This window comes from Streptomyces sp. NPDC017246 (assembly GCF_044331325.1).
GTDB lineage: Bacteria > Actinomycetota > Actinomycetes > Streptomycetales > Streptomycetaceae > Streptomyces.
Map to the genome: position 1 here is coordinate 346,569 of NZ_JBIRMW010000003.1, position 25,935 is coordinate 372,503.

Genomic DNA, 25,935 nt, shown 5'->3' on the forward strand with positions numbered 1-25,935 from the left:
GTGATCAGATCACCAAGGGGGCCTCCGACCAGCGGCGGACCCGGTACGGGGCCCACCACAGGTGGTCGCCGAGACGGAGGACGAGGGTCTCGCCCATGAGGTCGTCCAGGACCGGCCCCGGGATCGCGTCGGCGGGTGCCCCGTCGGTGAGGGCCTCGATGGCCTCGTGATACTCCGGCTCGTCGATGGTGAAGCGGCGCAACTCGCCGTAGCGCCGGTCGCGGACCTGGACGAACCCGGGGCCGTACCGGAAGACGCACTTGCAGATGTAGTACGCGTTGCGCCACGCGAGTGCGGTGGCCGCCGGGTCGGCGGTACCGAGGACGGCGGTCGGCGGGTGGAGATGGCTGTAGTGGCGCCAGGCTTCCGGGTCCGGGCCGGTGTGGAGCTGCCAGTCGACCGAGATGGCAAGGCTAGACAGGTCGCCCACGAAGCTGAGCGCCCTGACCGACCAGGCCGCGTCGGCGGTGTCCGTCACGTCGACCGGACGGGGAAGCGTGACGTGCCGGGCCCCGGCGGCGAACAGCCGGCGGGCGGCCTCACCGCCGGTCATGTCGATCTCGTAGCGGCCCAGGGACATGGCGGGCAGCGTGCCCACCTCGGGGTCGTAGTCCCGTGACGCGGTCACGGTGAAGGGTGCGGTGCCGGTGAGTGCTGGAGTCATCGTCGTCTCTCCGTCGGGCAGTCGTGAGGCGGTCGTCAGGCGGTCGTCGCGGCGAGTTCGGCCTCGCGGGCAGCGGTGTGCCGCATGAAGTCGATCCGCAGGAACTCCTCGTTGAGCGCCGGCGGCGCGATCTGCACGAACTGTCCGCTGTCCTCGAAGACCACGCCGAGCGCCCGCCACCTCCGGAGCACCAGTCGCAGGGCGTCCTCGCCCACGTGGTGCTCCTCCTCCAGCTTGCGGGCCGCCGCCTTCACCGTGTGCGGCTGGTCGAGCAGCCGGAACAGGGCCAGCTCGAACGGGTCGGTCAGTTCCAGGTGCGTCCAGTCGAAGGCCCGGCGCCTGCTGACCAGGACGATCCGGTCCTCCAGGTCGCAATGGGTGAGACGGCTGCCGGCGTAGTTCCGCCTCCAGTGCGAGATGGCCGCGTCGAGACGGTCGACGACGTCCTCGCCGATCCCTCGCGGCGGCACGTCGAAGACGTACGCCAGGTCGAACATCTCGGCCTCGGGGAGGTCGTAGGTGAGCCGGTACGGTTCGGCGGTGCGCAGTTCCGAGAAGCCGAGCCCGGGGTCGTTGAAGTACGGGCTGAAGCGCTCGATCGCGATCCGGGAGGACGGGCCCACGGGCGGGTTGAGGTGCTCCAGTGCGGCCAGCTGCTCCACCACGTCGGCGTAGTCCTCGGCGTCCTCGCCGGGGAAGCCGTGCAGGTAGTTCCAGGCCACCGAGAGGCCGACGGTGGCCGCGTCGCGGAGCATCCGGACGTTCTGGCCGCCCGTCACTCCCTTGTCCATCAGGGTCAGCACCCGGCTGTTGAGGCTCTCGATGCCCGGCTGGACGAAGATCAGGCCCGCGTCGGCGAGGGTCTGGAGCTGTCCCCGCCGCATGTTGGACTTGATCTCGATGTGCATGCGCAGGTCGAACCCGCTGCCGATGATCCGCGGCAGCACCGTGTTCACGTACCCCATGTCCAGGATGTTGTCGACGACGTACATGTCCAGGACCCGGTGCTTGCGGGCCAGTTCCATGATCTCGTCGTAGAACACGTCCGGACTCTTGCTGCGGAACTCCATGAACGAGCCGTTCAGTCCGCAGAAGGTGCAGTGGTGCTTCTCGCCCCACCAGCAGCCCCGGGCACCCTCGACGACCAGCTTGGGTTCGACCCAGTGCCGCGCGTGGGAGGAGGCGAGCCGCTCGAAGTACCCGGAGTAGTCCGGCGGAAGGATCGCGGCGGGCGGCAGCGGTTTGGTGCTCATGGCGTTGACCACGGAGGAGCCGTCGGCGTCGCGCCAGCACAGCCCGGGCACCTCCGACAGCGGCTCGCCGGCGTCCAGCGCCCTGATCAGCGCGGGGAACGACACCTCACCCTCGCCGCGCAGGACGTGGTCGACGAAGGGGAAGTTGCGGTGGGCGGCCTCGCCCTGCTTGCCGTCGCAGTTGGCGCCGCCCATGGCCGTCACGATGTGCGGGGCCAGGCGCTTGACGTACTTGGCGGCCGCGAGGGCGGCGGTGTTCTGCTGGAACGTCGAGGTGAAACCGACCACGTCCGGGGCCAGTTCGACGATCCGCTCGGCGATGTACTGAACGAAATCGGGCGCGGTCGCATGAAGTGCCCGAGTCATCTCCATGCGCGCCCCGCGGACCCGGCTGCTCATCGCCTCGGTGAACTCGGAAACCCGCCACTGAGGGTCGTCGTAAAGGGCGGAGGAGAACACCCAGTCGCCACATCCCAGAAAATAGGAGCCGAGCGCGTAGTAGGAGTAGTCCTCCAAGGTGAATTCCGTGTTCTTGGTGACCCAGTCCACGTATTCGATGTTGGCGTGGAGAACCTCCGCTGTTCCGTTCGGGACGCGCTCGTCGACACTGTGTTTGAGAATTCCGAGAGCCAGCGACGGGAGATCGATCGGGGCCCAGGGCATGTTCACCAGGAGTACGCGCACGGCTCGCCTCATCTCATGTGATCAGTGCACGGAGTCAGTCAGTCAGTCGGCCGGCCGACCGGCGTGCGGCCGGGGAAGCCGTCGGGCGCCGCGGTGCGCGCCCGACGACTTCCGGCTCGGTTCGGCAGGTGCCGGTCACGCACAGGGGGCGTGGCCGGCACCTACGCGCTACTTGTCCTCGTCCTCCATCTCCTCCGCGGAGCGGAGGTAGACGACGACGCCGACGCCCGGCTTGCGGCTCTCCTCGTCGCCCTCGAGCGGGTCGCCGTGGATGATGTCCTTCTTCATGGTGTTCACCTCCTCTCCGGGGGTGGGGGCGGCTCGGCCCGCACGGGCGCCGAAGGCAGCCCGCGGCCGAGAAATCTGAGGGACCGCCGGATCACGGCCAGGTGGTCGGCTCCGTCGTAGCCGTCGTGGCCCGAGTCCAGCCACATCAACTCGTGGGCCACGCCGCTCTCGCGCAGCACGTCCAGGTACGCCTCGACCTGTTCCGGCGGGCACTTGGCGTCCCGACGCGCGGCGACGACCAGCAACGGGGAGCGGATGGCGGCCGCGTAGGAGGACGGGGAGGCGTGGGCGTAGGCCTCGGGCACCTGATCCGGAGTGCCGCCGAACAGCGCGGTGTCCAGCGCCTGGAGGGCGGGCGTGGAGTGCCGGAAGGCCGTGACGCAGTCGGCAAGCGGCTTGACCGCCACTCCGACGTTCCACAGGTCCGGACGGGTTCCCATGGCCAGCAGCGTCAGATAGCCGCCCCACGAGGTGCCGCACAGGCCCACGGCGCCCTCGCGGCCGATGCCCCGGTCCAGCAGTTCGGCCCGGGCCCGCACCAGGTCGGCGACCTGGGTGTGGCCGACACCCTCGGAGTAGGCGGAGCGCCAGCGCGGCCCGTAGCCGGTCGAGCCCCGGTAGTTGACGCGGGCCACGGCATGACCCGAGCCGACGAGGGCCTGCACCATGGGGTCGTAGGCGTCACGGTCGTGGTCGGCCGGGCCGCCGTGGACGAGGAAGACCAGCGGGTGCGGCCCGGGGCGGTCGGCGGGCGTGGTGACGAAGGTGTGCACCGGGCCGTCGGGCCCCGGCGTCCACAGGTCTCGGCGGTGGCCGAACCGGGGAAGGCGCCACTGGCTCTGCCCGGGCAGCCGCGCACCCGACAGGGACAGCGCGCGCGGTACGTTCACCGCATCGGTCCAGATGAAGTGCACGTCACCGTCGGCGGACGGGGACGCGTCCAGGATGCTGCCCTCGGGGGTGGGCACCGGGGTCAGCTCGCGGCGGTCCAGGTCCGCGGTGAACAGTCGGCTGCGGCCGTGCCGGTCCTGCCGGATCAGGACCCGTGCGCCACCCGGGCCGGGGTACCAGCGGGCGGTCGTCTCGGTGTCGAACGAGCACCAGGGCAGCAGTTCCAGCCCGTGCCCGGGGGCCCAGACGCCGAGGTGGTAGCGGCCGGCCCGCTCGCGCATGACCAGCAGCAGAGTGCGGCCGGGCGCGGGACCGGATGACGCAGACGGCCTGGATGACGCGGACGCGCCGGGTAACGGAGGCGGGCCGGGTAACGGCGGCGTGCTGGATAACACCGTCGGGCCGGGTAACACTGCCGGCATCGGCGCGAAGCCGAGTGCCCAGGTGCGCTCCCCGGTGCCGGAGAGCACCGCGACGGTGGTCCCGTCCGGGGCCAGTAGCGTCACGGCACGGGCGGAGTGCGCGGGTCCGGACACCGCCAGCAGCCCGCCGTCCGGCGCCAGGTCGCACAGCGTGCCGGATTCCTTCGTGCGCAGCACCGCTGTGCCGGTGCCGCCGCGCCGCCCCAGGTGCACGCTCAGTCCCTCGGGGCCGCGGATGCCGACGGCCACCGTGCCCCCGTCGGACAGCGCCAGTCCGGCGGGCCGCCCGTACGGCACCCCGGCCAGCGCCGGACGGTCCGGCCCGCCGTCGAAGTCCTGGGTGCGCCAGGCGCCGCTGCCGCCACGGTCCTCGTCGAACCACCACACGACCTCGTCGCCGTCGATCGCGCACAGGAGTGTGCCCTGCGGACGGTCCGTCAACTGCCGTCCCGTGCCGCTGGAGCGGTCCCAGGTGAAGATCTCGCACCGGCCGTCGGCGTCCCCGGTGTACACCATCCGGTCCGGGTTCCGGGGGCTGGTCACCGGCAGCACCGGCCGATAGACGCCGTAGTCCCGCGGGGCCGCCTCCGGCGGGGCCGGTGTCACGGCGCCTCCCGGACGACGAGCCCGGCCCTGAAGGTCGCGTACAGCGCCAGCCCGCCGAACGCGGCCGCGCAGCCCAGCGCCACCGTACGGCCCCCGTACGCCGCGACCAGGACCCCCGCCGCCACCGGCGCGAGCGCCGCGACGCCCTGGCCCGCGGTGCCCAGCACCGTCCCCATCCTGGCCAGCAGCCGGTCGGGGGTCACCAGTACCGCCCGGGTCTGCAGCACGACCACCACGGACGGCACGATCAGCGACACCCCGCTCAGCAGCAGCCCGTAGGCCCAGGTCCGGGACGCGAAGGCGAGCCCGGCCGCCGTCGGCACCATGGCCCACGACGCGCCTGTCACGATCCGCGCGGCCGGGACGCGCCGCACCAGCCACGGCGCGGCGAGTGCGCCCAGCAGTCCGCCGACGCCCGCCAGCGTGAGGATGAGCCCGATGGAGGAGGGGCTGGCGCCCTGGTCGTGGGAGGCGAAGACCGCGTGGAAGTACAGGGCGCCGAGGAGCGCGTTGATCCCCGCTGTCCACACCACCACGAAGCGCAGCAAGGGCTCGGCCCACACGAAGCGCAGCCCTTCGGCGAGGTCGCGGGTGAACGACGCGGCCGGACCGTCCCGTCCGGGTGTGAGGTCCGTGCGGATCGCCTTGGTCAACACCGCCACCAGCAGGAACGACGCAGCGTCGGCGAGCAGCGGCACCCATCGCGCCAGCTGGTACAGCACGCCGCCCAGGGTCGGTCCGACGATCTGCACCGCCTGGTCCCGCGCCTGCAGGTATCCGATCGCCCGGGTGTACTCGCCGGGCGGCACCAGCCGCCGGATCGTTCCGGAGGCAGCCGCTCCGTAGGTGGCGCCGGCCGCCTGCTCGACCACGGCGGCGGCGAGGAGGTGGGCGAGGACGACATGGCCGAGGGCCACGGTCACGAAGACCGATCCCATGGCGCCCGCCGCGACCAGGGCCGCCGCGTACATCATCGGCTTGCGCGGCCACCGGTCGGCGAACACGCCCGCGACCGGAGAGAACACGAGTCCGGAGACCAGTGCCACCGACGCGACGAGTCCGGCGAGCCCGGAGGAATATCCGGCACCGAGCAGGATCAGTGGAAGGAAAAGGGAGGACGCGCAGGTGCCGAGACCGTCGACGGCGCCGGCCGCCCAGAAGAGCGAGAAATCCCGTCTTCGAAACGGGGAGGAGGTCCGGCCTTTCGATAAGTCGGGGCCGGAGGGTCTTAATTTCTCCTCGGCCTCGCCCATCATAAGTCTCGCTCGGGGGGTATTGCTGACGCTGACGCACCCACAATGCCCCCTGGAATAGGCGGACTTACTGCCGATGAGAGTTGCGATCGTATCGAACGGATAGACGCGTCACAATACCCGAGTTCGAATAGGATTCTTGATCAAGGAAGCGGTGCTTCACGGGCCGCCGGGGCGCCCGGACCGCTGTCAGTGCGGCACCGTGACCACGATCTTGCCGAACTGGGTGTTGGACTCCATGTGCCGGTGGGCCCGGACGATCTCCTCCAGCGGGAACAGGCGGTCCACCACCGGGCGCAGTGAGCCGGTGCGCAGGCCCGAGGTGATGAAGGACGCCGCTCGGTGCATGCGCCCGGGGTCCCTCGTGATCTCCAGCATCGTGTACGTGCGCAGGGAGAGTGCGGGCATGCCCAGGTCGAACCCGGGATAGGGGGTGGGGAGGCCGCTCTGCGCGCCCCAGAGGAACAGCGCTCCGTCGGGGGCGACGGCGCGGGCCAGGTCCACCACGCCCGGTCCGGCGACGGCGTCGAAGACGAACTCGGCGCCGCGGCCGCCGGTCAGTTCCCGGACGCGTTCCGTCACGTCCTCCTCGTCCGAGACGACGACCTCGGCCGCCCCCGCGTCCAGCAGCCGCTGGCGCTTCTCGCGTGTACGGGTCACGGCGACCGGTGTGGCGCCCACGCGGTTGGCGGTCTGGATCGCGGCGAGTCCGACGCTGCTGGAGGCCGCCGTCACCACGGCCAGGTCGCCCGCCCGCATGCCTCCCACCTCGACCATCGCGCCGTAGGCCGTCAGGTAGGGCATCCACACCGACGCCCCCGTCACGGCGTCGACCCCGTCGGCGCGGGGCAGGAGCGCGCTCGCCGGGACGACGGCCCGCTCCGCGTACACGCCGTAGTCGTTGTGCGAGAAGCTCGGGACGACGCTGATCGCCTGCCCCGTACCGAACCCGGTCACCCCCGGGCCGACGGCCTCGACCACGCCCGCTGCCTCGTTGCCGAGCCCGGAGGGCAACTTCACGGGCTGCTCGATGTAGCGGCCGCTCCTGAACAGGGCCTCCGCCCTGTTCAGCCCGATCGCGTCCACCCGGATCAGCACCTCTCCCGGGCCGGGCTCGCCGGGTCGCAGGTCCTCCAGGCGTAACACCTCGGGTCCGCCGATCTCGTGGAACCGCACCGTCCTCGTCATGACGCCGCCCTTCGTTCGCGGGATTAACGGAACTCGCGCAACTCACGTGACTCAGCCGACTCGTGGGCGCTGAGGCGTGGGCTTCGTGAACTTCGCCGGCTTCGCGGGAAGTGGTGCCACCGTGGCATGGAAGTACGATCGCCGTCAAACTTTGATGGACGTCGTACTATGAATCCATGGAACGTACGCCGCCCCACCCCGATGTCACGGAGTTCGGCCTCCAACAGGTCCTGGAGGCCCTGGTCGACCCCGTGCGGCGCAGCATCGTGGCGCAGCTCGACGCGGGCGGCGCGGAGATCGCGTGCGGCGGCTTCGACATCGCCGTCAGCAAGTCCACCGCCACCCATCACTTCAAGGTGCTCCGCGAGGCGGGCCTCATCCGGCAGCACTACGCCGGGACGTCCCGGATGAACACCCTGCGCCGGGCGGACATGGACGAGGCGTTCCCCGGTCTCCTCGACGCCCTGGTGGTGGCGCACCGACGCAAGGGGTAGTGGCCCACCACGGTCGCACGTGAGGCCTCTTCGGTGCACCAGGGCCAAGTACGCTACTCGTTCATGTGGAACGACCTGGTCAACGGCGCGCTCGGCGGAGTCGTCATCGCGGACACCGGGCGCCTGGACGCCGGCTTCGCCTCGATCGGCCCTTCGAGAGCCGCGGCTGCTGTCCGGTCCGACCGACCCTGAGTCCCTGCTCCGCCCCTCCCCGCCCCCGTCACGTTCTGGAGACATCCGAGATGGCATCAACCCTGCGCGTCCTGATCCACGGCGGAGGCGTAGGCGGCCTCACGCTGGCCACCGCTCTCGCCCGCCGCGGCCACACCGTGGAGGTCGCGGAGCTCCGCGACGAGCTGGACGCGCTCGGCGTGGGCATCATCCAGCCGACGAACGCCCTGCACGTCATGCGGGAGATCGGCGTCCTCGACGCGTGCCTCGCGGCCGGGTTCGCGTGGGAGATCCTGACGATCGCCGACCCCGCGGGGAACGCCCTCGCCCGCATCCCACAGCCCCGCATGGGCGACGCGCCGGCGGTGAACGGCATACCGCGGCCCGCGCTCGCCGAGGTGCTCGGTGACGCCGCCGTCGCCGCCGGGGCGAAGGTCCGGTTCGGCGTGACCATCGACGAACTCGACGACGACGGCACCGGCGTCACCGTCACGCTCTCCGACGGCACCACCGGCCGCTGGGACCTGGTCGTCGGCTTCGACGGCATCGGCTCCCCGCTGCGTACCCGGCTCTACGGCGACCGGTACGCGCCCGAGTACACCGGCTTCGCCAACTGGCGCGTCACCGTGCCCCGCCAGGCCGACGTACGGGGCGTGGTCATGGCCACGGCCGGCAAGGAGGCGAAGGCGCTGCTCACTCCGATCACCGAGGAACTCATGTACCTGGGAGCCGTGTTCGCGGAGAACGAGGACTTCCGCCCGGACCCGGAGCACGCGCACAAGGAGCTCGCGAAGCGCCTCGCCGTGTTCTCCGGACCGGTCGCCGAGGCGCTCGCCGCCGTCACCGACCCGACGGCCGTGGTGTACTCCCGCATCTCGCAGGTGACCGTCGAGGAGCCCTGGCACGTCGGCCGGGTCGTGCTGGCCGGCGACGCGGCCCACGCCTCCACCCCGCACCTCGCCCAGGGCGCGGCGATGGCCGTCGAGGACGCGCTCGTGCTGGCCGACTCCCTGGACACGGCGGCCTCGGTACCGGCCGCCCTGGAGGCCTGGGAGGCCCGGCGCAGGCCCCGGGCGATGTGGGTCCAGGCCATGTCCCGCGCGGTCCTCAAGCAGGAGATGGGCGCGGCGACGACCGCCGAGGAGGACGCGCTCCTGGAGGTCGGCATCCCGGGCGCCGCCCACGTCCTGGCGAAGCCCTACTAGGACGGACCTTCCCCGGCCCCAAGGGCTGTTCGGAGTCGTTGTCAGTGGGCGGGGATACGTTCGTCCCCGTTCCGCCGAAACGGCGAGAGCATCCCCTTCGACGTGCATGGGAGAGGTACGTTGCCGGTCTGGGAGAGGTCGAGTACAGCGCGGGTGGTCCCGCCCGCGCGACCGCGGAAACTCGCCAAGGTGCCGTTCGTCGAACTGGCGGACGGACGGCTCCAGGGAGTCGTGTCCAGCGGCTCGGACGCAGGACGCGTCTACGTGTCCTCGGTCGCGACGGGGACGTACGCGTTCGCGTGCAGCACCAACAACAACCGGCCCTGCGGCGGCGCGCGGGGCGGTTTCTGCAACCACATCCGCGCGCTCGTCGGCGAGGCCGTCCTGCAGTACGGCGCCGAGCGCGTCGCCCGGTATCTGAAGGCCGACGCGTCGGGCTCCGCGGCCGACGCCCACGAGCTCGTCGCGGCGATGACCGCCACGCGTCCCGCGCAGGGCGACACCTCGGCCGCCGCCCCGGTGTTCAGCCGGTTCCTTCGGCACCTCGCCTACCTGGAACTGGAGCCGACCACCGTGCCGCTGCCCGAGATGCAGTGGTTCCCGCCGACGAGGACGGTCGCCTGATGCGTACGGACCTGCTCACCGACCCCGTCGACGGGCTCGACGAGGCACTGTCCGCCGTCGACGCCTTCGACCGGGTGCTCGTCTCGGGACTGCTCCGTCCCCAGCCCGCCCAGGCCGCCGGTCTGGCCGCGCTCGCGGGCGCCGTCGCCGGCACACCGCTCGCCCCGGTCGTCGCAGAGGCGGCCGACAAGGCCGCGGCGGGCGCCGCCGGGGAGGACCACCTCGTCGCGCTCGCCGCCGCCCGCACCGCCCTCATGGGTTCCGTGCACGACGCCCTGACGGACCGCGTCGCGGACGTCACCGGGCGGCCGCGCGCCGAACGGAACACCCCGGAGACCGGGGCGGCCGAGCCCGGAGCGAACGTGCTCGCCGCCGCCCGCGCCTGGCTGTGCGACCTCGCCCGGGCGGGCTGGCAGGGCATCGACCACGAACTGGTCGCCGGAGCCGCGCCCGTGGTCTCCGCGATGCTGCCGGACCCCCGGCTGCGCCGACACGCGACCCTCCTCGACGGATTCGCGGCCGAACTCGCCGCCTCCTGCCCCGGGGCCACCCTCGACCGCGTACCGGAGCGCCGCTGGGCCGACCTGTGGTCACGCGCGCTGCTCCTGACCCTGCCGGACGCCGCCCGGACCCCCACCCCGTCCACCGCGACCGGACGGCTGCTGCCGCTGGGCGTGGACCTCCAGGAGCACGCGACCGCCGTACAGGCGCAGGTGCACGCCGTGTTCGAACCGGCCGACGGCACGGCGCCGCGCCTGGTCAGGGCGGCGGTCTCCGCGCCCAAGCCGGACACCGTGCTGGGCGCCGGTCTGTGGCAGTTGCTCCGGCCGGGCATGTCACTGCTCGCCGCCGCAGGGGAGGGCCTCGCCGTGGAGCTGGACGCCATGCCCGTCACCGCCGAGGGCGACCTCGTCTGGGACGACGCGCGGGCCCGCACGGGGAATCCGGCGGACCCGTTCGCCACGGCCCGGGTGATCCTCTCCACGGCCACCGACCCGGTGACCGCCCCGCTGGACCGCCACCCGGCCCGGATCGCCGTCCCCGTGTTCCTGGAGGGGTACGCGGCCGAGCGCGCGGGCGACGGGCCGCTGACGTTCACGGTCGCCGGGCACCGGCTGGCCGTCGACACCGACCGTGTCCCGGCCGCCGGGCCCCTCACCCCTGAGGCGGTCGCCGCGTCCGAGGCGTGCCTGGGCCTGCTCCGGTGGGACGCGGGGGAGTTCCTTCTCCAGCCGCTCGCCGTCGAGACGACGGTCCGGAAGAAGACCGTCGCCGTCCACGCGGGCGCGTGGGCGGGCGGGACCGACGACAAGGCCGGAGCCCGGGCGGAGAAGGCGGCCACGGACTCCGTCGCCGTCCTGCGCGAGCGAGCCGGAAAGCTGCTGCGCAAATGACCGAAGGCACCACCACCGACGCCACCACCACCGACGCCTCCACCACCGACGCCTCCACCACCGACGCCACCACCCCCGACGCCTCCACCACCGACCGTGCGTCGGCCACCCCCGGCGGCGCACCCGGACCCGCCCCCGCGGCCTCCTCCCCGGCCGGCCCCGACGCCGACGACAACCGTCGCCAGGTCCTCTACTGGCGGCTCCTCGCCCGGCTCTTCGACCCGGAGGAACAGGCCGCTCTGGAGGCGGCGAGCCTCGCCGTCGTCGAGGACATCGGCCTGCCCACGGCGCTGCTCGACCCCGGCGCCTCCGTCGACTCCGTCATACAGCGCCATCCGGAACTCGCCGACGAACTCGACGGGTTGATGACGCCGGAGCCCGAGCCGGACGGCGTCCGCGACCGAGCGGCCGAGGTGCGGCGCGCCGCGCTCGCCTCGAAGCTGCTGCTCAACGTCTTCTCCACCGGATCGGGAACGGTCTCCGCCGGTCAGCTGGCCCGCTGGCAGTCGGACGCGGGCTGGCTGGAGCGGTCCCTCGGCTGTCCGCCCGGCGGTCTGCGCGGAGGGCAGGGCGCCGGTGCGGTCGTCGACGGCGGCGGCCTCGGTCCCGAACTCGGCGCCGTCGAGGCCGATCTGGTCCGGCGTATGCGTCTGCGCGAGGTGCTCGCCGACCCCGCACTGGCCGCCCGCCTCACCCCGAGCATGTCCCTGATCGAACAACTCCTCCGCGACAAGGGCAATCTGTCCGGCATCGCCCTGGCCAACGCCAAGTCCCTCATCCGGCGTTACGTCGAGGAGGTCGCCCAGGTGCTCCGCACCCAGGTGGAGAAGTCGAGCGTGGGTGAGCTGGACCGTTCGGTGCCGCCCAAGCGGGTCTTCCGCAATCTCGACCTCGACCGCACCATCTGGAAGAACCTCACCAACTGGAGCCCGGACGAGGAGCGGCTCTACGTCGACCGCCTCTACTACCGGCACACCACCCGCCGCACCACACCCCAGCGGCTGATCGTCGTGGTGGACCAGTCGGGCTCCATGGTCGACTCGATGGTCAACTGCACCATCCTCGCCTCCATCTTCGCCGGGCTGCCGAAGGTGGACGTCCACCTCATCGCGTACGACACCCGCGCCGTCGACCTCACCCCCTGGGTGCACGACCCCTTCGACGTACTCCTCCGCACCAACCTCGGCGGCGGCAACGACGGACCGGTGGCGATGGCCATGGCCCGACCGAAGATCGCCGAACCGAAGAACACGGTCATGGTGTGGATCTCCGACTTCTACGAGTTCAGCCGTTCGCAGCCGCTCTTCGAGGGCATCGAGGCGGTCCACCGGTCCGGAGTGCGCTTCATTCCCGTCGGCTCGGTGACCAGCTCCGGCCGGCAGGAGGTCAACCCCTGGTTCCGGGAGCGGTTCAAGGCCCTCGGGACCCCGGTGGTCTCCGGCCACATCAACAAGCTCGTGCACGAACTCAAGACCTTCCTCACCTGAGACGCCCCGCGGCCCGGCCCTGCCGCTCACACCTGCCGCAGAAGCCGCCGGCCCGCGCGTCCCGCCCCACGTCCTGCCCAGAAAGGCCCTTCACATGTCCGACCTGCTGCGCGCTCCCGCCGAGATCAAGTACGCCGAGGAACTCGACTGGCTGGAGTCGATCGACGACAACCCCAAGCCCTTCTCCTGGCGCCTCTCCCCGAAGATGGTCCGCCTGTTCGTCCTCGGCTCCGAGCGCGCCGACGGCCTGGACCGGGAGGTGTCGCCGAAGTGGTTCGGCGACCGCAGCTTCGTCGAGCGCTCCATCGTCACCCTCGCCTCCGACCGCGGCCTCCTCCTGATCGGCGACCCGGGCACCGGCAAGAGCTGGCTCGCCGAACTCCTCTCGGCCGCGATCAGCCGCAACTCCACCCAGGTCGTCCAGGGCACCGCGGGCACCACGGAGGACCACATCAAGTACTCCTGGAACGTGTCCATGGTCATCGCCAAGGGCCAGTCCCGCGAGTCGATGATCCCCTCGCCGATCATGACCGCCATGGAGACCGGCACCATCGGCCGCTTCGAGGAGCTCACCCGCTCCACCAGCGACGTCCAGGACGCGCTCATCTCGATCCTCTCCGAGAAGTACATCTCGGTCCCCGAGCTCGACAGCGCCGGCGGCGAGAACATCGTGTTCGCCAAGCCCGGCTTCTCGGTCATCGCCACCGCCAACAGCCGCGACCGGGGCGTCAACGACCTGTCGTCCGCGCTCAAGCGCCGGTTCAACTTCGTCCGCATCCCGGTCGTCACGAACAAGAAGAGCGAGGCGGAGATCGTCCGCTTCCGCACCGAGGAGCTCCTGCGCCGGCACGCGATCGAGCTGGACGTGCCGCCCACCCTGCTCGACGTCCTCCTCCAGAGCTTCGCCGACCTGCGCGCCTCCGCCGCCGCGGCCGGCAGCGACGACGAGAAGCTGGAGTCCGCCCTGTCCACCGCCGAGCAGATCGGCGTACTGGAGGACGCGGTCCTGCACAGCGACTTCTTCGGCGAGCGCACCCTGACCGCCCGCGCCCTCGCCGCCTCCCTCGTCGGTACGCTCGCCCGTCGCGAACCCGAGGACCTCGCCATCCTCAACAAGTACCTGCACGGCGTCGTCGAGCCCCGCGGCAAGGAGCAGGGCGGCTCCTGGCCCGAGTTCCTGGAGGGCGGCCGCGAAGCGATCGCGAAGCTGGCATGAGCACCACGCCCACGACGCCCACGAACCCGCCCTTCGCCGCCCTGCGAGGGCAGCTCCACGAGGCGGCGGCGGAGTTCTCCGGCGGCCGGGACGCCCTCGAAGGCATCCTCCTGGGCCTGGTCGACGACGTCGACCGGGCGGTCGCCGAACCGCTGGAGATCTTCCCCGTCTGCCACCACTCGCCCGCCTCCGCCCTCGCCATGGCCCGCCGACTGCGCGAGAAGCAGCCCAAGGTCGTGTACCTGGAGCTGTGCGAGGACATGACGCCGCTGCTCACCGAACTCCGCAACTGCCGGCTGCCGGTCGCGGTACAGGCCTTCGCCGGCGACATCGACGGATTCCCGCCCGACTGGGCGCCGCTGTCCGTCGTCGCCCCGATCACCGAGGCCTCCGCCGAGTACCAGGCCATCGCGTACGCCCTCGACACCCCCGGCGTGGAACTCGTCCTCGTCGACCGCTCCTCCGACCACGTCTTCCAGTGGGACACCCGACGGCCCGCCGACGACGAGACCCACCCGGCCGGGACCGAACCCGAAGCGGCCCTCCACGGCGAGGCCGTCGGCGTCGAGATCGGCGATCTGCGGCCGCGCTTCGCCGAACTGGAGGAGCACCTGCTGCGCCACGGCAAGGTGCGGCACTGGTCGGAATGGTGGCACCAGTACGTCGAGGTGCCGCTCGGCGACAGCGACCACGACACCTACCGCCAGGTCATGTTCCTCATCGGCAGCCTCTTCCGGCGCCTCGCCCCGGGCCAGGGGGACCGGGTGCGCGTCGACGAGGACCGCGAGCGCTACATGTGGACCCGGATGCGCGAGCACCTGGCCGCCACCGGCACGGATCCGGCGGACTGCCTGTACGTGTGCGGCGCCTTCCACGCGGCCAGCCGCGTCGACGAGTTCGGCGTGCACGGCACCGGAGACTTCGCCATCTCCCCGCGCACGGCCACGACCTGGCAGTACGGGCTGATCCCGTCCAGCCACGCGGCGATCGAGGCGCAGTTCGGCCTCGCGCCGGGCTCGGTGTCGATCGCCGCGACGGAATGGGCGAAGAACCTCAGGCGCACCCGGGTGAAGCCGTACCGCCTGGAGGGCCAGGCAGGCACGAAGAAGACGAGCACCACGAGGTCGGCGGCGAAGGCCGCGCCCTCGACGGCACCCATACCGACGGAGGACCGGCTCTCCGGCTTCCTCCAGCGGCCCCCCGCCCTCCACAGCCTGGACGAGGCCGAACTGCTGGGCTGGTCCGTGGACATCGTCCGCGCCGCCCGCCGCGCCGGCTACCTCGCCTCCACCGCCGACGCGATCGCCGTCTTCGAGACGTCGATCCTGCTCGCCGCCATGCGGGACAGGGCCAAGCCCACGCCGTACGACTTCCAGGACGCGGCGGTCACCTGCATCGAGAAGGACACCGTCCCCGGCCGACGGGACGTGCGCCGACTCGTCGAGATCATGATGGGCGGCGACCGGATCGGGCAGGTCGGCTACGCCGCCCTGCCGCCCCTCGCCCGTGACGTCCACGACCGGCTGGCCCCGCTGGAACTGAACCTCCAGCAGCGCGGCGTACGGCGAGCCCTGCTCGACATGGCGTCCCGGCCGGAGCTGCGGGCTTGCTCGGACGTGCTGTGGATGCTGCGCCGCCTGCTGCCGCCCGGAGCGGCCCGCACGGTGATGGGCGAGCGGCGCCTCGGAGAACGGTCGATCCAGGAGTCCTGGGACCTGTCGCTCGGCACCCACCAACGGGCCCTCATCGAGCTCGGCTACGAGGGCGTGAGCCTGGAACAGGTCCTCGAGCAGCGCCTGCGCCGTACCGCGTACGGCCCGAGGGCCACGACGGCGGAGGTCCTCGCGGCCGTCGAGGACGCGACGCTCCACCTCGGCGGCCGACGTCTCGCCGACGAGCTCGGCAGACGGGCTCTGGAGGTGCTCGCGGGCGAGCGCACGGTGGACGGGGCTCCGGAGGTGCTGCGCCGGGTGCGCGGTCTGCTGTCCTACTACCGCACCTGCGAACCGGTGCTGCCGCCCTGGATCGAGTCCTTCGTCAGAGCGGGGTACGCGCACTACTGCACGCTGCTGCCGACGGCGTTCCGGGACGAGGACGCGACCGTGGGGCAGGTGGCGGCGATGCTGGGCTTCCTGTTCAGCATGGAGAACCTGGCCCTGTCGCTCGGCTGCGACCGGACGCAGCTGGAGCTCGCGGTCGCCCAGTCGCACCCCCGGGACCCGGCGAAGACGGCCCTGCTGTGGGCGGCGCAGGTCCAGCTCGGCACTCTCTCCCGGGGCGAGCTGCGCGGTCGCTGCGACGAGCTCCTGGCCAACCCTCTGGTGGTGCCCTCCTACCCGCGCTACCTGAGCGGTTTCGTCCACGCCCTTGAGCCGGTGCCGGGACTCGCGGACGTGGTGGTGGAGGCCGTGTCGAATGCCTTCGGGCGGCTGCCCGACCCCGTACTGCTGCCGTGGCTGCCGACGCTCATCACCACCCTGCGGTCGAACGCGGCGGAGCTGGCCCCGCTCCTCATCCGCGAGGCGGGACGGATCTTCCCGGCGCGGCTGGCCGCACTGGACACCTGGGTGCCGCCCTGGCGCGAGCTGCCGGCGGAGCGCACGGCCCCGGCGGCCAGGGGGCCGCGCGGCGCGGCGCTGCCGCGCCTGTATCCGGAGACCTGCGACGCGGTGGCGGGCCTCCTGGGCTGTACGGACACATGGGCCGCGGAGGGGGAGCCGACGGCGGGTCCGGCGGGAGCGGCACTCCTCTTCGCCCACCGGGCCGCCGCCGACGCGCTTGCGGACCTCCTGGGGTGCGGCGATCCGTGGGCGTCGGCGGGCTCGGCCGGAACGGCCGGGGCGGAGGCTTCGGGGCTGAGCCCGGCGTCCCTGACGGGCCGCCACCCCGACACGGCGCACGCGGTGGCGGCGCTCCTCGCGGCCCCGTGACACCGCACCGCCGCCGGGGGGACGGCCCGGCGGCGGTACGGGAACGGAAACCGGGGGAGGGGTGGGGTGGGCGGGTGGAGGGTCAGTCGTCGAGCGCGTCCAGGACGGTGCCGAGGTCGACGAACTTGAAGTTGGTCGCCGGACGGTCACCGTCGCCGGGGGCGTCGTGGCCGTCCTGGACGACGAGGAGGCCGCGGGGGTACTTCGAGCCGAGCGGTGCGTTCAGGGCGGCGGCGCCGTCGCACTCCTCGGAGCCGTCGAGGGTGGCACCGGCGGGCACGACCCGGAAGCCGCCCTCGTACTCGTTGCGGTCCCCGAGCTCCCGGTCGTAGGCGGCGAAGGTGTTGTCGCCCTGGCTGGAGGCGAGGAGGTATCCGTCGCCGTCGGACTCGGTGACCAGCGTCAGACCCTCGACGTCCGCGGAGATCTTCGTACCTCCGAAGCCGGGATCGGCCCCCGGCGTGCACTCCTCGGTCTCCTCGTCGTAGACGCCGGGGACGCCGTACTCGCGGACCGTGTCGAGCAGCTTCGGTGTGCCGGTGAGGTCGGCGCGCACGCGCCAGACGCCGATGTCCTCCTGGCCCGCGTAGAGAGTGCCGTTGGCGGGGTCGACGACCATGCCCTCCACCTGAGGGAGTTCGTCGGGCTCACCGCAGGGAGCCCACGAGGTGCCGTCGGGCAGCCGGAACGTGGTGGGCAGGTCCAGGGTGCGGATCTTGCGGTAGGTGACCTTGCCGCCCGCCGCCGGGAGCAGTTCGAGCAGGGCGATACTGGTCCGCTCGCGACGGCTGACCAGCGCGAAGGATTTTCCGGATGCCGGGTCCGTCCAGGTCGCCAGACCGTACGCGGTCCGCTGCTCGTTGATCTCGGCCTGGTCCGCGGAGAACACGGCGGGGGCGGCGGGGTCCGTGACATCGGTGAGCGGGCCAGCGGCGCGGTCGCGGTCGATGCGGTAGAACCGCAGCCGGTCGTGGCCGCGATCGCTGGTGACGGCCAGATCGGCCCGGCCCGAGGAGAGCCGCAGGCCCTGGACGAGGTCCACGTTGTTGAACCGGCCCGGGGCGTCGTCCGGCCCCTCGGCCGGCGGCGCGGCGATCGACTGCACAGGCCGCGCGTCCAGGTCGTAGACGCGCAGACCGCCCTCCTTGGCGGTCGCGATGACGAGGCTGCGGCCCGGGGCGGCGGCGTTGCGCCAGATCGCCGGGTCGTCCGCGTCGGCGTTGCCGCCCGCGTCGTCGTCGTGCAGCACCGGCGTCTCCGCGCGGGGAGTCACGACCGGCAGCGAGCCGACCGAGCCACGGTGATGGGCCTGGGCCTGGGCCGGTACGGCAAGGGCCGTTGCCGCGAGCGCCGCGGTGACGACGAGCACGAGCGATCCGGCGGTGGTGGGGCGAGTCACGCAAGTCTCCTCAGGAGGGGGGCTTGTACGTCCTGCGTGAGCGTGGTGCCCTTCCGTGTCGGTACGGAGCCACCGGCCGACCCGAGATCCGAAGTCCCGGTGTACGCACGATGAACGACGGCGCGGGCCGCGACTGGTGTCGCGGCCCGCGCACGTGCCTGCCCGCCGTCGATCAGGCGGGGTTCTTCACGTCAGCCAGGTAGTTCGCCCCGATGAGGCAGTCACGCATCTCGTAGCGGGGCGCGACGGACCCGGTCCAGCGGAGGAATCCCGTCGCCCCGGTCGCTGCCGACATGTCGATGAACCGGCAGCCTTCGTACAGCACCTTGCCGTTGGTGGTCGCCGTGGATCCCGTCCCCACACGGTGCGAGCCCATGAGACCGCAGTCCACGTACCGCACCATCGGACCCCGGGCGCCGTTGGCGTTGAAGTCGTACGCGTGCGTCACCGCGTCCGGAGCCCAGGACTTGAAGCTCAGAGCGGTGTCGTCGCACGACTCGAAGGTGATGTTCCCCTTGTACCAACGGGAGTCGATCACCTTGTGGCCGACGCCGCGCAGCTCGAAGCGGATGCCCTGCGCGTACAGACGGGAGACGGAGTCGGCCCGGGTGGTGGCGTCGGCGGTGAGCTCGAAGAACGTACCGGTCGACGCGGCGTCGGTGAGGATGTAGGAGCCGCCGATGAAGTTCATCGAACCGCCCCGGTTGTTCTTCACGAACACGCCGGACTGGTACTCCACCTTGCAGTCGCGGAACCAGTAGTTGAGGAACTGGTCCTGCTGCGTCGCGGACGGCGTCATCCCCATGAGGAGGAAGGCCTCGGAGTACGAGCCGCCGACCTGACAGTGGTCCCAGCCCATCTCGCTGTTCAGGTTGGACGTGGTGGCCGGGCCGTCCAGGCCGATGCCCCGCTTCCAGCTGCCGCGCCACTCGACGTCGGTGTACCAGGTGTCCTGGACGCCGTAGTCGGCCGAAGAGTAGGCGTAGTTGAAGCTCGACGTGGCGTTGGTGCTGGTGAACGTCAGCCCGGAGATACGGATGTTCTTGTAGCGCTGGTAGTTCGTCCACAGCGTCGTGTCGTTCGCCGCGGGCGAGTACACGATCCGCGACAGCCGCTTGCCGTAGCCGGTGATCGTCACTCCGTCGACGATGCCGCCGTTGCCCTCGCCGTTGACGTTCGGCAGCAGCGAGTCCGGCTGGGTCAGCAGATAGGTGCCGGGCGGGACGACCAGCACCTTCTTCGGGATCGCCCCCGAGATCGGCCCAGGCTGGAACGAGGCCAGCACCTCGGCGGCCGCCGCGCGGAACGCCGCGTCGCTCGGGGTCGCACCGGTCGGGTCGGCACCCTTGCTGATGACGTCGACGCTGTACGGGTCGTCCCCGGAACCCGCCGCGTACGCCGGCGTGCTCCCCATCGCCACCGCACCCGCGGCGGCGCCCGCGCCCGCCGTCGCGATACCACGGATGACGGAACGCCGGTCCATGCCTCTGGTCATTTCTACCCCCAAAGCAATGATCATGAGAAAGACATGACATGTGACCACGGTGTGAGTGCGAACGCAAGATCGATTCCCCGTTCGCCGCCGGTCCGGACCCGACCCGCCGATTCCGCTTAACGACGCGACCGGGCCCCATGTGACCTGTGACGATGCCGTGCGGCACCCGCCCGGCCGCACGGGCCCTCGCACTGCGGCTGCCCGGCGATGTCGAGCATCACGAAGACCGGCCCCCGGCGTTCGACCGCGATCGTGCCCAGGATCCGGCGGCCCATCATCGCGGTGGCGAAGGCGGGTGCGTCCGGCGTCGACACGTTGAGGCTGCGGGTGAGTGCGTCGGGGTGGGCCGCACGCAGGGTCCGGTAGACGGCGGAGGCGAAGTGCCCGCTTGTTGACGTCGTCGTCCTCGTGGAGCAGGGCCAGACGCCGGCTCGGCGGCGATCCGGTGCGTGAGCGCGTCGTCTCCGCACACGACCCTGTGCCCACCTCGCTGCCCGGAGCCTGACCGGCGACGCGCCGCCGGGTGTCCGTCAGCCCGAGGCGACCGACGTTCCCTCACGCCAGGCCGTCTCCACGGCCACCGGGATGTCCGTGACCGGGAACTGGACGTGGCGTACGGTCCGTTCGCGGTCGAGGACCAGGATCGCCCGCTTCAGCCGGAGGGCCTGGCCCGCACGGAAGGTCGGGAGCCGGAGCGCCGCCGACAGCTCGTTGTCCATGTCGGAGAGCAGCGGGAAGGGGATCTCCTCTGCCGTCGCGAACGCCCTCTGTTCGTCGGGACGCTGGGTGCTGACGCCGCGCACGGCGACACCGGCCGCCGTGAACCTCTCGTACGCCTCCCGGAACAGCCGGTTCTCCAGCGTGCACCCCGTCGTCCCGGGGATGTCCGACCAGTTGTCCGGCAGCGGACCGGGCCGGCCGGTGGCCGGGTAGCAGAACAGGACGGTGGCTCCGGCCCCGGTGTCCACCGGGTCGAGCGCGCCGCCCGTGTGCGAGGGCAGCTCGAACCGGGGCAGCCGGGTGCCGGGCAGGTCGTGGACCCGGTGGGCCTCCGCGCTCCGCTCGTCGGCGGAGGCGGTCAGGGAGCCGTCGCCGAGCAGCCAGCGGTCGGCCCAGTCCTGCATCGAGACCAGGACGGGAAGCAGGGCGCGGCCCGCGTCGCTGAGCCGGTACTCGAACCGCACCGGCGCTTCCTGGTACGGGACCTTGTCGAGGACGCCACTGTCGACGAGGTGGTTCAGCCGCTCGGTGAGGACCTTGCGGGAGATGTCCAGCTCGCGCTGGAGCTCGTCGAAGCGGTGCCGTCCGCGCGCCGTCTCGCGGACGAGGAGCAGGCTCCACCAGTCTCCGACGACGGCCGCGGCCTGGGCGATGGCGCATGCGGCGTCGCGGTCGGGCACGGCTCGTGCCATGACGTGTCCTCCTCGTTCGGTGCGTTCGGTGCGTACACCGGCCCGTACGGGCCGGTGCCGACCGGTATCGGGTCCGCTTCCGGTCCGAGGCCGGTCCTTACGTGATCCATCTTGCGCCATCGAGTGAGTTCCCGATAGAAACTCACTGTGAGTTCCTCATGGGAACTCACTCGTACCAGTATCTCGGGGGAGGGATCCGTTTCATGCCCATAGCCTGGGCAACCGCCTGGCGCACCTGGCAGATGACCCGCCGCGCCTACCCATGGACGTACGCCGTCGGCACCGTCCTGCCCGCCGCGCTCACCATCGCGCTCGCCTATCTCGGCTTCCACTTCATCGGTGGCGGAGCGGTCGGCGCCGACTTCGCCACCGGCAGCGGCACCACCGCCTACCTCGCCTACATCGTGGTCGGCACGACCGCCTTCCAGTTCTCCGTCCGGCTGATCCTCTGGTCCGCCAAGGCCCTCATCACCGAACAGCGACAAGGCACCCTCGGTGCCCTGCTCATCGCCCCCGCCGGGCGCCTGCCCTACCTCCTGGGCTTCACCGCCTTCGCGGTCCTCAGCAGCCTCCTCGAATTCCTGACCCTCGGCCTCGTCGTCGCGGCCCTCGGGATCACCGTGCCCGTCTCCTCCGTGACCGGCGCGCTGCTGGGCGGGCTCGCGCTGATCGGCGCCGTCTTCGCGCTCTCGGTCGGCCTCGGCGGGCTGATGATCGCGGCGGGCGAGGCCCACATCTCGCAGAACACCGTCTTCATCGTGCTCGGCCTCGTCGGCGGATTCACCTTCCCCCGCGACTACCTGCCGGAGCCCGTCCAGTGGTTCGCCGAACTGCTCCCCACCACCTCGGCCATGGACGTCCTGCACGGCAGCCTCACCGGCGGCCACTCCCTCCCCGAACTCCTCCCGAGGCTGGCCGTCGGCGCCGTCCTCACCTGCGCCTACCTCCTCCTGGGGCTGGCCTGCCTGCCGCGGGCCGAGGCCCGTGCCGTCGAAAGGACGTACTGATGACCACGGCGATCGAGGTCCGCGGCCTGCGCAAGGACTTCCCCGTACGCGACAAGGGCATCCTCGGACCCCGCACCCTCAAGCGCGCCGTCGACGGCCTCGACCTCGACATCCCGCGCGGTCGCGTCACCGGCCTCCTCGGCCTCAACGGCGCCGGCAAGACCACCACCATCAAGATCCTCGCCACGCTCCTGCGCCCCAGTGCCGGCACCGTCCGCGTCGACGGCCTGGACGCCGTCTCGGACGCCCGCGCCGTACGGCGCCGCATCAACCTCATCGCCGGCGGCGAGCGCATGGTCTACACCCGCATGACCGGCCGCGAGAACCTCTGGTACTTCGGCCAGCTCTACGACGTCCCGAAGGCCGAACTGCGCCGCAGGACCGGTGAACTCCTCGGCCTCGTCGGCCTGACCGACGCCGCCGACACCATGGTCGAGCGCTACTCGCGCGGCATGACCCAGCGGCTCGCCATCGCCCGGGGACTCATCAACCGCCCCGACTACCTCCTTCTCGACGAGCCCACGCTCGGCCTCGACGCCCCCATCGCCCGCGACCTGCGCCGTGTCGTCGCCGACCTCGCCGCGCACGACGGCACCGGCGTGCTGCTGACCTCCCACTACCTGGCCGAGGTCGAGGAACTCTGCGGCCATGTGTACGTGATCTCCGCCGGCCGCCACCTCGCCCAGGGCAGTCCCGCCGAACTGAAGGCCGCCACCGGCAGCCACCGCACCGTCCGCCTGACCGTCACCGACCCGACCGACCGCACGCGGGCAGTCGCGGACGCCTTCGGAGCCACCCGCGAGACCCTCCCCGACGGGGGAGAACTGATCACCCTGCGCCACCCCGACGACATGGCGGGGCCGCTCACGGCCGCGGTGGTCGGAGCGGGCGGATCGATCGGCGGCCTGGAGATCGCGGAGGCCAGCCTGGAGGACGCGATCCTGACGCTCGCCGCGACGGGCGAGGCGGGCCTCGTGGCCCCGGGGGCCGCCGGCCTCGTCGGTGCCCGGTCCAAGACGGCTGCCGGGGATCCCGACGGCTCCGCCGGGTCCCACCGTGAGACCGCCGGAGCCAAGGGCGGCTCCCGGTGAACCACCTCCGCCACGCCCTGCGGGTCTTCGCCGCGGAGACGCTCAAGCAGCACCGCCGGCTCTTCGGCCAGCCGCTCGTCGTCTTCTCGATGCTCGTCTGGCCGGTCCTCCAACTGGCCACCACCTACTACACCCTGCGGCCCGTCGCCACGGCCTCCCGGGCCGCCGAGAACTGGCCGCTCGCCGCCGACCCCGATCGCCTCCTCGCCTTCCTGGCCACCGGCACCCTCGCGTACGCCTTCTTCTTCTCCCTCGTCCAGAGCGCCTGGCATCTCTCCTTCGAGCGGACCACCGGCACCCTGGAACTGCTCTTCCTCTCGCCGGCCGGCCGGCTCACCCTGATGATCGCCAACGGCGCCGGAGCACTCCTCCAGAACGCCTGGCTGCTCACCTGCTTCACCGTCGCCGCCCTGACCGGCTTCGGTACGCTGTCGGTCTCGGCCTGGTGGATGTACGGCATCGTCCTCCTGGCCCTGCTCATCCCGGCGGTGGCGTGGGGCGCGTTCCTCAACAGCCTGCTGGTCTTCTCCCGGGACTCGGCCTTCCTGTACACGATCCTCGACGAGCCGCTCTGGTTCGTCTCGGGCGTCCGCCTCCCGCAGTTCGCGCTGCCCACCGCCGTCCAGGTCGTCGGCGCGGTCTTCCCGCTCACCGGCAGCCTGCTCGCGGTCCGGGGCGCCCTCCTCGAACAGCGCACGGCGACCGAACTCGCCCCGACCCTGCTGGGCCTCGGGGCCCTGAGCGTCCTGCTCCTGGTGGCGGCCTCGTTGATCCTGCGTGTCGGCGAGGCCCGCGCCCGGAAGACGGGCGCGCTGAGCCTGGCGTGACAGGACCGGGACGGTGTCCGATGCCGGGGCCCGGTCCGGGTCCGGGTGAGGACCCGGGCGACGGACCGGTGGGGCCGAAGGCACCGACGGACGGAGGGACCCAGGCAGAGGGTTACGGGCGGAGGGTGTCACGTGACACGGGCGGCGAGGCGTGTCATGGCCTCCTCCAGTTCGCGCCGCGCACCGAAGGGCACCAGAGCGGCCCGCCCGGGGACGCGCACGCCACCGGTGAGTGCGACCCGGCTCCGCCCTCCCTCGTCGACCGCCGCCATCCCGATGAGCAGGAACCGGCTCTGCAACCAGCACCAGCCGGGCCGCAGAACACCGTGGAAGTGCGCCCGCGGTCCGTAGCGACTGCGCGCGAGGGCCTCCACCCGGTCACCGTCGTGGCGCAGAACCCGGACCGAACGCATGTCGGGCTGGAACTCCCCGAAACCGCCCTCCAGGTCACCCATCACCTGCCAGACCCGGGGGAGAGGCGCGGGAAGCACCCGTTCGACCAGATGCGCGCCCCGGACACCGGCGGCCATGACCCGCAACCGCCGTACGTCGTCGAGCATCACGCCACCCGCGGCGAAGGCGCCGAGGGGCCCGCCCCCCGGACCGGCTCCGCCCGTCCGACCGGCCCCGACCTCGGGTTCAGCACCCTCCGCGGAACCTTCCGCCGCTCGTCCGACCCTGTCCTCGCTCACGCGGACCACGCCTTTCGGAAACTCTGCCGGGCCCGGTGCAGCCGGGACTTCGCCGTGCCGGTCGGCACTCCGAGGAGCTCCGCCGCCGACTCCTCGTCCATCCCCTCGACGTCCCGCAGCACCAGAACGGCCCGGTGCGCGGGCGACAGTCGCGCCAGGACGTCGTCGATGTCGGCGGCCAGTTGCGGATCGCCCCGCTCCGGTACGTCGGCGAGTTCGGCCGGCCGCGCCCGCCCCGCCCGCTTGGCGACCCGCACCGCCTCCCGCACGGTGATCGCCCGCACCCACCCGTAGAGCGCCTCCGGCTCCCGCAGCGCCTTCAGCGAGGTGAACACGGCGACCAGCGCCTCCTGCGTGGCGTCCGGTCCATCGTCCAGCGCGATGGGACGGCAGATCCGGGAGATGTACGGGGTGAGGTGGTCGAGCAGATCGTGCAGGGCCAGGGTGTCGCCGCGGCGGGCGGCCCGGACGAGCGCGACTCCCCGGTCGACGGGATCAGCGGGCGGCACGCAGGGCCGCCCCTCCGAAGACCAGGCACAGCGGCGTGTACACCAGCGCGTTCAGCCACGGGAACGCCGCCCCCGAACCGTCCCTGCCGGCCACGATCCACACCAGCCCGACGATCCCACGGAGCAGCATCCCGACAGCCACGGCGGCCGTGACCAGACGAGGGATGCCTCGCCGACGCCCACCACCGCGGGAGTGGAGCGCGACAGCGGCCGCCGCGAAGCCCTCAAGGGCCGCCAGCGGCAGGACCACGGCGGGTCCGAAGGACACGACGCCGCCGAGTACGGCGAGCGACAGTGCCCGCTCGTCGGCGGCGGGCCAGGTCAGGCCCGTGGCCCAGTAGACGTGGACCAGCGCGAGGAGGGCGAGCAGCGCGGCGACGGCGCGCCCGCCGGTGATCGTGCGAGACCGCTCGATGTCGATGACCGCCATGGGGTTCCCCTCCGTTCCGAGGCCGGCGCCGCAGCGCGCCGACACCCCGAGGAGGAGCCGCCCCGCCCGAAGGTTCCCTGTGACCCGTCTCATATCGGTGGAACCGGGGCCTGCCGGGAACGCAGACGACCCGTGGGCCTTGGTCCCGTCCGCTCGAGTTCGGACGGGAGCCGGCCGGATCCACCGGCGGCCCACGGGTCGGGTGACTGCGTGGTTTTCGGCAGATGACCTGCCGAGGTGCACAGAGTGCGACGGCAGGCCGTTAGCCCGCAGTCACCTCACGAATCCGAAAAGAAACCATGT

Annotated in this window: 21 protein-coding genes and 2 pseudogenes; 11 read left to right on the forward strand and 12 right to left on the reverse strand. The window is 72.0% G+C overall.

Going from position 1 to position 25,935, the window contains the following annotated elements; translation table 11 throughout:
• Positions 1-4: 4 nt before the first annotated feature.
• From ACH4MY_RS10000 to ACH4MY_RS10020, 5 genes are all read right to left on the reverse strand, one after another.
• Positions 5-664 (reverse strand): DUF5825 family protein, encoded by a 660-nt coding sequence (locus tag ACH4MY_RS10000; RefSeq protein WP_398000139.1) that lies wholly within the window; start codon positions 662-664, stop codon positions 5-7.
• A 35-nt stretch (positions 665-699) separates the two neighbouring features.
• Positions 700-2,601: a RiPP maturation radical SAM C-methyltransferase gene (locus tag ACH4MY_RS10005; protein WP_398000142.1), complete on the reverse strand. Its 1,902-nt coding sequence runs from the start codon at positions 2,599-2,601 to the stop codon at positions 700-702.
• Between the two features lie 293 nt (positions 2,602-2,894).
• Positions 2,895-4,808, reverse strand: a complete 1,914-nt coding sequence (locus ACH4MY_RS10010) for a prolyl oligopeptidase family serine peptidase (RefSeq protein WP_398000145.1) — start codon at positions 4,806-4,808, stop codon at positions 2,895-2,897.
• Entirely contained in the window at positions 4,805-6,061 is a 1,257-nt protein-coding gene (locus tag ACH4MY_RS10015; RefSeq protein WP_398000148.1) for an MFS transporter, read from the reverse strand. Before ACH4MY_RS10015 ends, ACH4MY_RS10010 begins: the two co-directional genes overlap by 4 nt.
• 189 nt (positions 6,062-6,250) lie before the next feature.
• Positions 6,251-7,249 (reverse strand): zinc-dependent alcohol dehydrogenase family protein, encoded by a 999-nt coding sequence (locus tag ACH4MY_RS10020; RefSeq protein ID WP_398000151.1) that lies wholly within the window; start codon positions 7,247-7,249, stop codon positions 6,251-6,253.
• Positions 7,250-7,425: 176 nt separating this feature from the next.
• On the opposite strand from ACH4MY_RS10020, the gene ACH4MY_RS10025 reads away from it, so the two are divergent.
• From ACH4MY_RS10025 to ACH4MY_RS10060, 8 genes and pseudogenes are all read left to right on the forward strand, one after another.
• The gene (locus ACH4MY_RS10025; protein WP_398000153.1) at positions 7,426-7,743 is read left to right on the forward strand and encodes an ArsR/SmtB family transcription factor; all 318 of its coding nucleotides are present in this window, start codon (positions 7,426-7,428) and stop codon (positions 7,741-7,743) included.
• Between the two features lie 42 nt (positions 7,744-7,785).
• A pseudogene (locus ACH4MY_RS10030) lies at positions 7,786-7,890 on the forward strand (ATP-binding protein); the annotation flags it as partial.
• 95 nt (positions 7,891-7,985) lie between these two features.
• Positions 7,986-9,119, forward strand: a complete 1,134-nt coding sequence (locus tag ACH4MY_RS10035; RefSeq protein WP_398000156.1) for an FAD-dependent monooxygenase — start codon at positions 7,986-7,988, stop codon at positions 9,117-9,119.
• Positions 9,120-9,239: 120 nt separating this feature from the next.
• Positions 9,240-9,743, forward strand: a complete 504-nt coding sequence (locus tag ACH4MY_RS10040) for a hypothetical protein (RefSeq protein WP_398000159.1) — start codon at positions 9,240-9,242, stop codon at positions 9,741-9,743.
• Positions 9,743-11,137, forward strand: coding sequence for a hypothetical protein (locus tag ACH4MY_RS10045; protein ID WP_398000161.1), 1,395 nt, complete (start codon positions 9,743-9,745; stop codon positions 11,135-11,137). Before ACH4MY_RS10040 ends, ACH4MY_RS10045 begins: the two co-directional genes overlap by 1 nt.
• Positions 11,134-12,624: a VWA domain-containing protein gene (locus tag ACH4MY_RS10050; protein WP_398000164.1), complete on the forward strand. Its 1,491-nt coding sequence runs from the start codon at positions 11,134-11,136 to the stop codon at positions 12,622-12,624. The genes ACH4MY_RS10045 and ACH4MY_RS10050 overlap by 4 nt, the downstream gene beginning before the upstream one ends.
• A 94-nt stretch (positions 12,625-12,718) precedes the next feature.
• The gene (locus tag ACH4MY_RS10055) at positions 12,719-13,840 is read left to right on the forward strand and encodes an AAA family ATPase (RefSeq protein ID WP_398000167.1); all 1,122 of its coding nucleotides are present in this window, start codon (positions 12,719-12,721) and stop codon (positions 13,838-13,840) included.
• On the forward strand, positions 13,837-16,770 hold the full coding sequence (locus tag ACH4MY_RS10060) for a hypothetical protein (RefSeq protein ID WP_398000170.1): 2,934 nt from the start codon (positions 13,837-13,839) through the stop codon (positions 16,768-16,770). Before ACH4MY_RS10055 ends, ACH4MY_RS10060 begins: the two co-directional genes overlap by 4 nt.
• An 82-nt stretch (positions 16,771-16,852) precedes the next feature.
• Here the strand turns inward: ACH4MY_RS10060 and ACH4MY_RS10065 are convergent, their stop codons facing one another.
• The 4 genes and pseudogenes from ACH4MY_RS10065 to ACH4MY_RS10080 form a co-directional block, all read right to left on the reverse strand.
• On the reverse strand, positions 16,853-18,169 hold the full coding sequence (locus ACH4MY_RS10065; protein WP_398000173.1) for a phytase: 1,317 nt from the start codon (positions 18,167-18,169) through the stop codon (positions 16,853-16,855).
• A gap of 172 nt (positions 18,170-18,341) precedes the next feature.
• A complete protein-coding gene (locus ACH4MY_RS10070; RefSeq protein WP_398000176.1) occupies positions 18,342-19,652 on the reverse strand; it encodes a hypothetical protein in 1,311 nt (436 codons plus the stop codon).
• 194 nt (positions 19,653-19,846) lie between these two features.
• A pseudogene (locus ACH4MY_RS10075) lies at positions 19,847-20,044 on the reverse strand (potassium transporter TrkA); the annotation flags it as partial.
• Positions 20,045-20,194: 150 nt separating this feature from the next.
• Positions 20,195-21,076, reverse strand: coding sequence for a winged helix-turn-helix transcriptional regulator (locus ACH4MY_RS10080; RefSeq protein WP_398000179.1), 882 nt, complete (start codon positions 21,074-21,076; stop codon positions 20,195-20,197).
• Between the two features lie 203 nt (positions 21,077-21,279).
• Here ACH4MY_RS10080 and ACH4MY_RS10085 point away from each other — a divergent pair, with 203 nt between their 5' ends.
• Genes ACH4MY_RS10085 through ACH4MY_RS10095 form a run of 3 tightly spaced genes read left to right on the forward strand, consistent with a single transcriptional unit; the run spans position 21,280 to position 24,001 of the window.
• Entirely contained in the window at positions 21,280-22,083 is an 804-nt protein-coding gene (locus ACH4MY_RS10085; protein ID WP_398000182.1) for an ABC transporter permease, read from the forward strand.
• Positions 22,083-23,174 carry an ABC transporter ATP-binding protein gene (locus tag ACH4MY_RS10090; RefSeq protein WP_398000184.1) on the forward strand — a complete coding sequence of 364 codons (1,092 nt, stop codon included), beginning with the start codon at positions 22,083-22,085 and terminating at the stop codon, positions 23,172-23,174. The genes ACH4MY_RS10085 and ACH4MY_RS10090 overlap by 1 nt, the downstream gene beginning before the upstream one ends.
• The gene (locus ACH4MY_RS10095; protein ID WP_398000187.1) at positions 23,171-24,001 is read left to right on the forward strand and encodes an ABC transporter permease; all 831 of its coding nucleotides are present in this window, start codon (positions 23,171-23,173) and stop codon (positions 23,999-24,001) included. The genes ACH4MY_RS10090 and ACH4MY_RS10095 overlap by 4 nt, the downstream gene beginning before the upstream one ends.
• 128 nt (positions 24,002-24,129) lie before the next feature.
• Here the strand turns inward: ACH4MY_RS10095 and ACH4MY_RS10100 are convergent, their stop codons facing one another.
• The 3 genes from ACH4MY_RS10100 to ACH4MY_RS10110 form a co-directional block, all read right to left on the reverse strand.
• Entirely contained in the window at positions 24,130-24,561 is a 432-nt protein-coding gene (locus ACH4MY_RS10100; protein WP_398000190.1) for a hypothetical protein, read from the reverse strand.
• Between the two features lie 128 nt (positions 24,562-24,689).
• Positions 24,690-25,202, reverse strand: a complete 513-nt coding sequence (locus tag ACH4MY_RS10105; protein ID WP_398000192.1) for an RNA polymerase sigma factor — start codon at positions 25,200-25,202, stop codon at positions 24,690-24,692.
• Entirely contained in the window at positions 25,189-25,632 is a 444-nt protein-coding gene (locus ACH4MY_RS10110; protein WP_398000195.1) for a DUF3995 domain-containing protein, read from the reverse strand. The genes ACH4MY_RS10105 and ACH4MY_RS10110 overlap by 14 nt, the downstream gene beginning before the upstream one ends.
• Between the last annotated feature and the right edge of the window lie 303 nt (positions 25,633-25,935).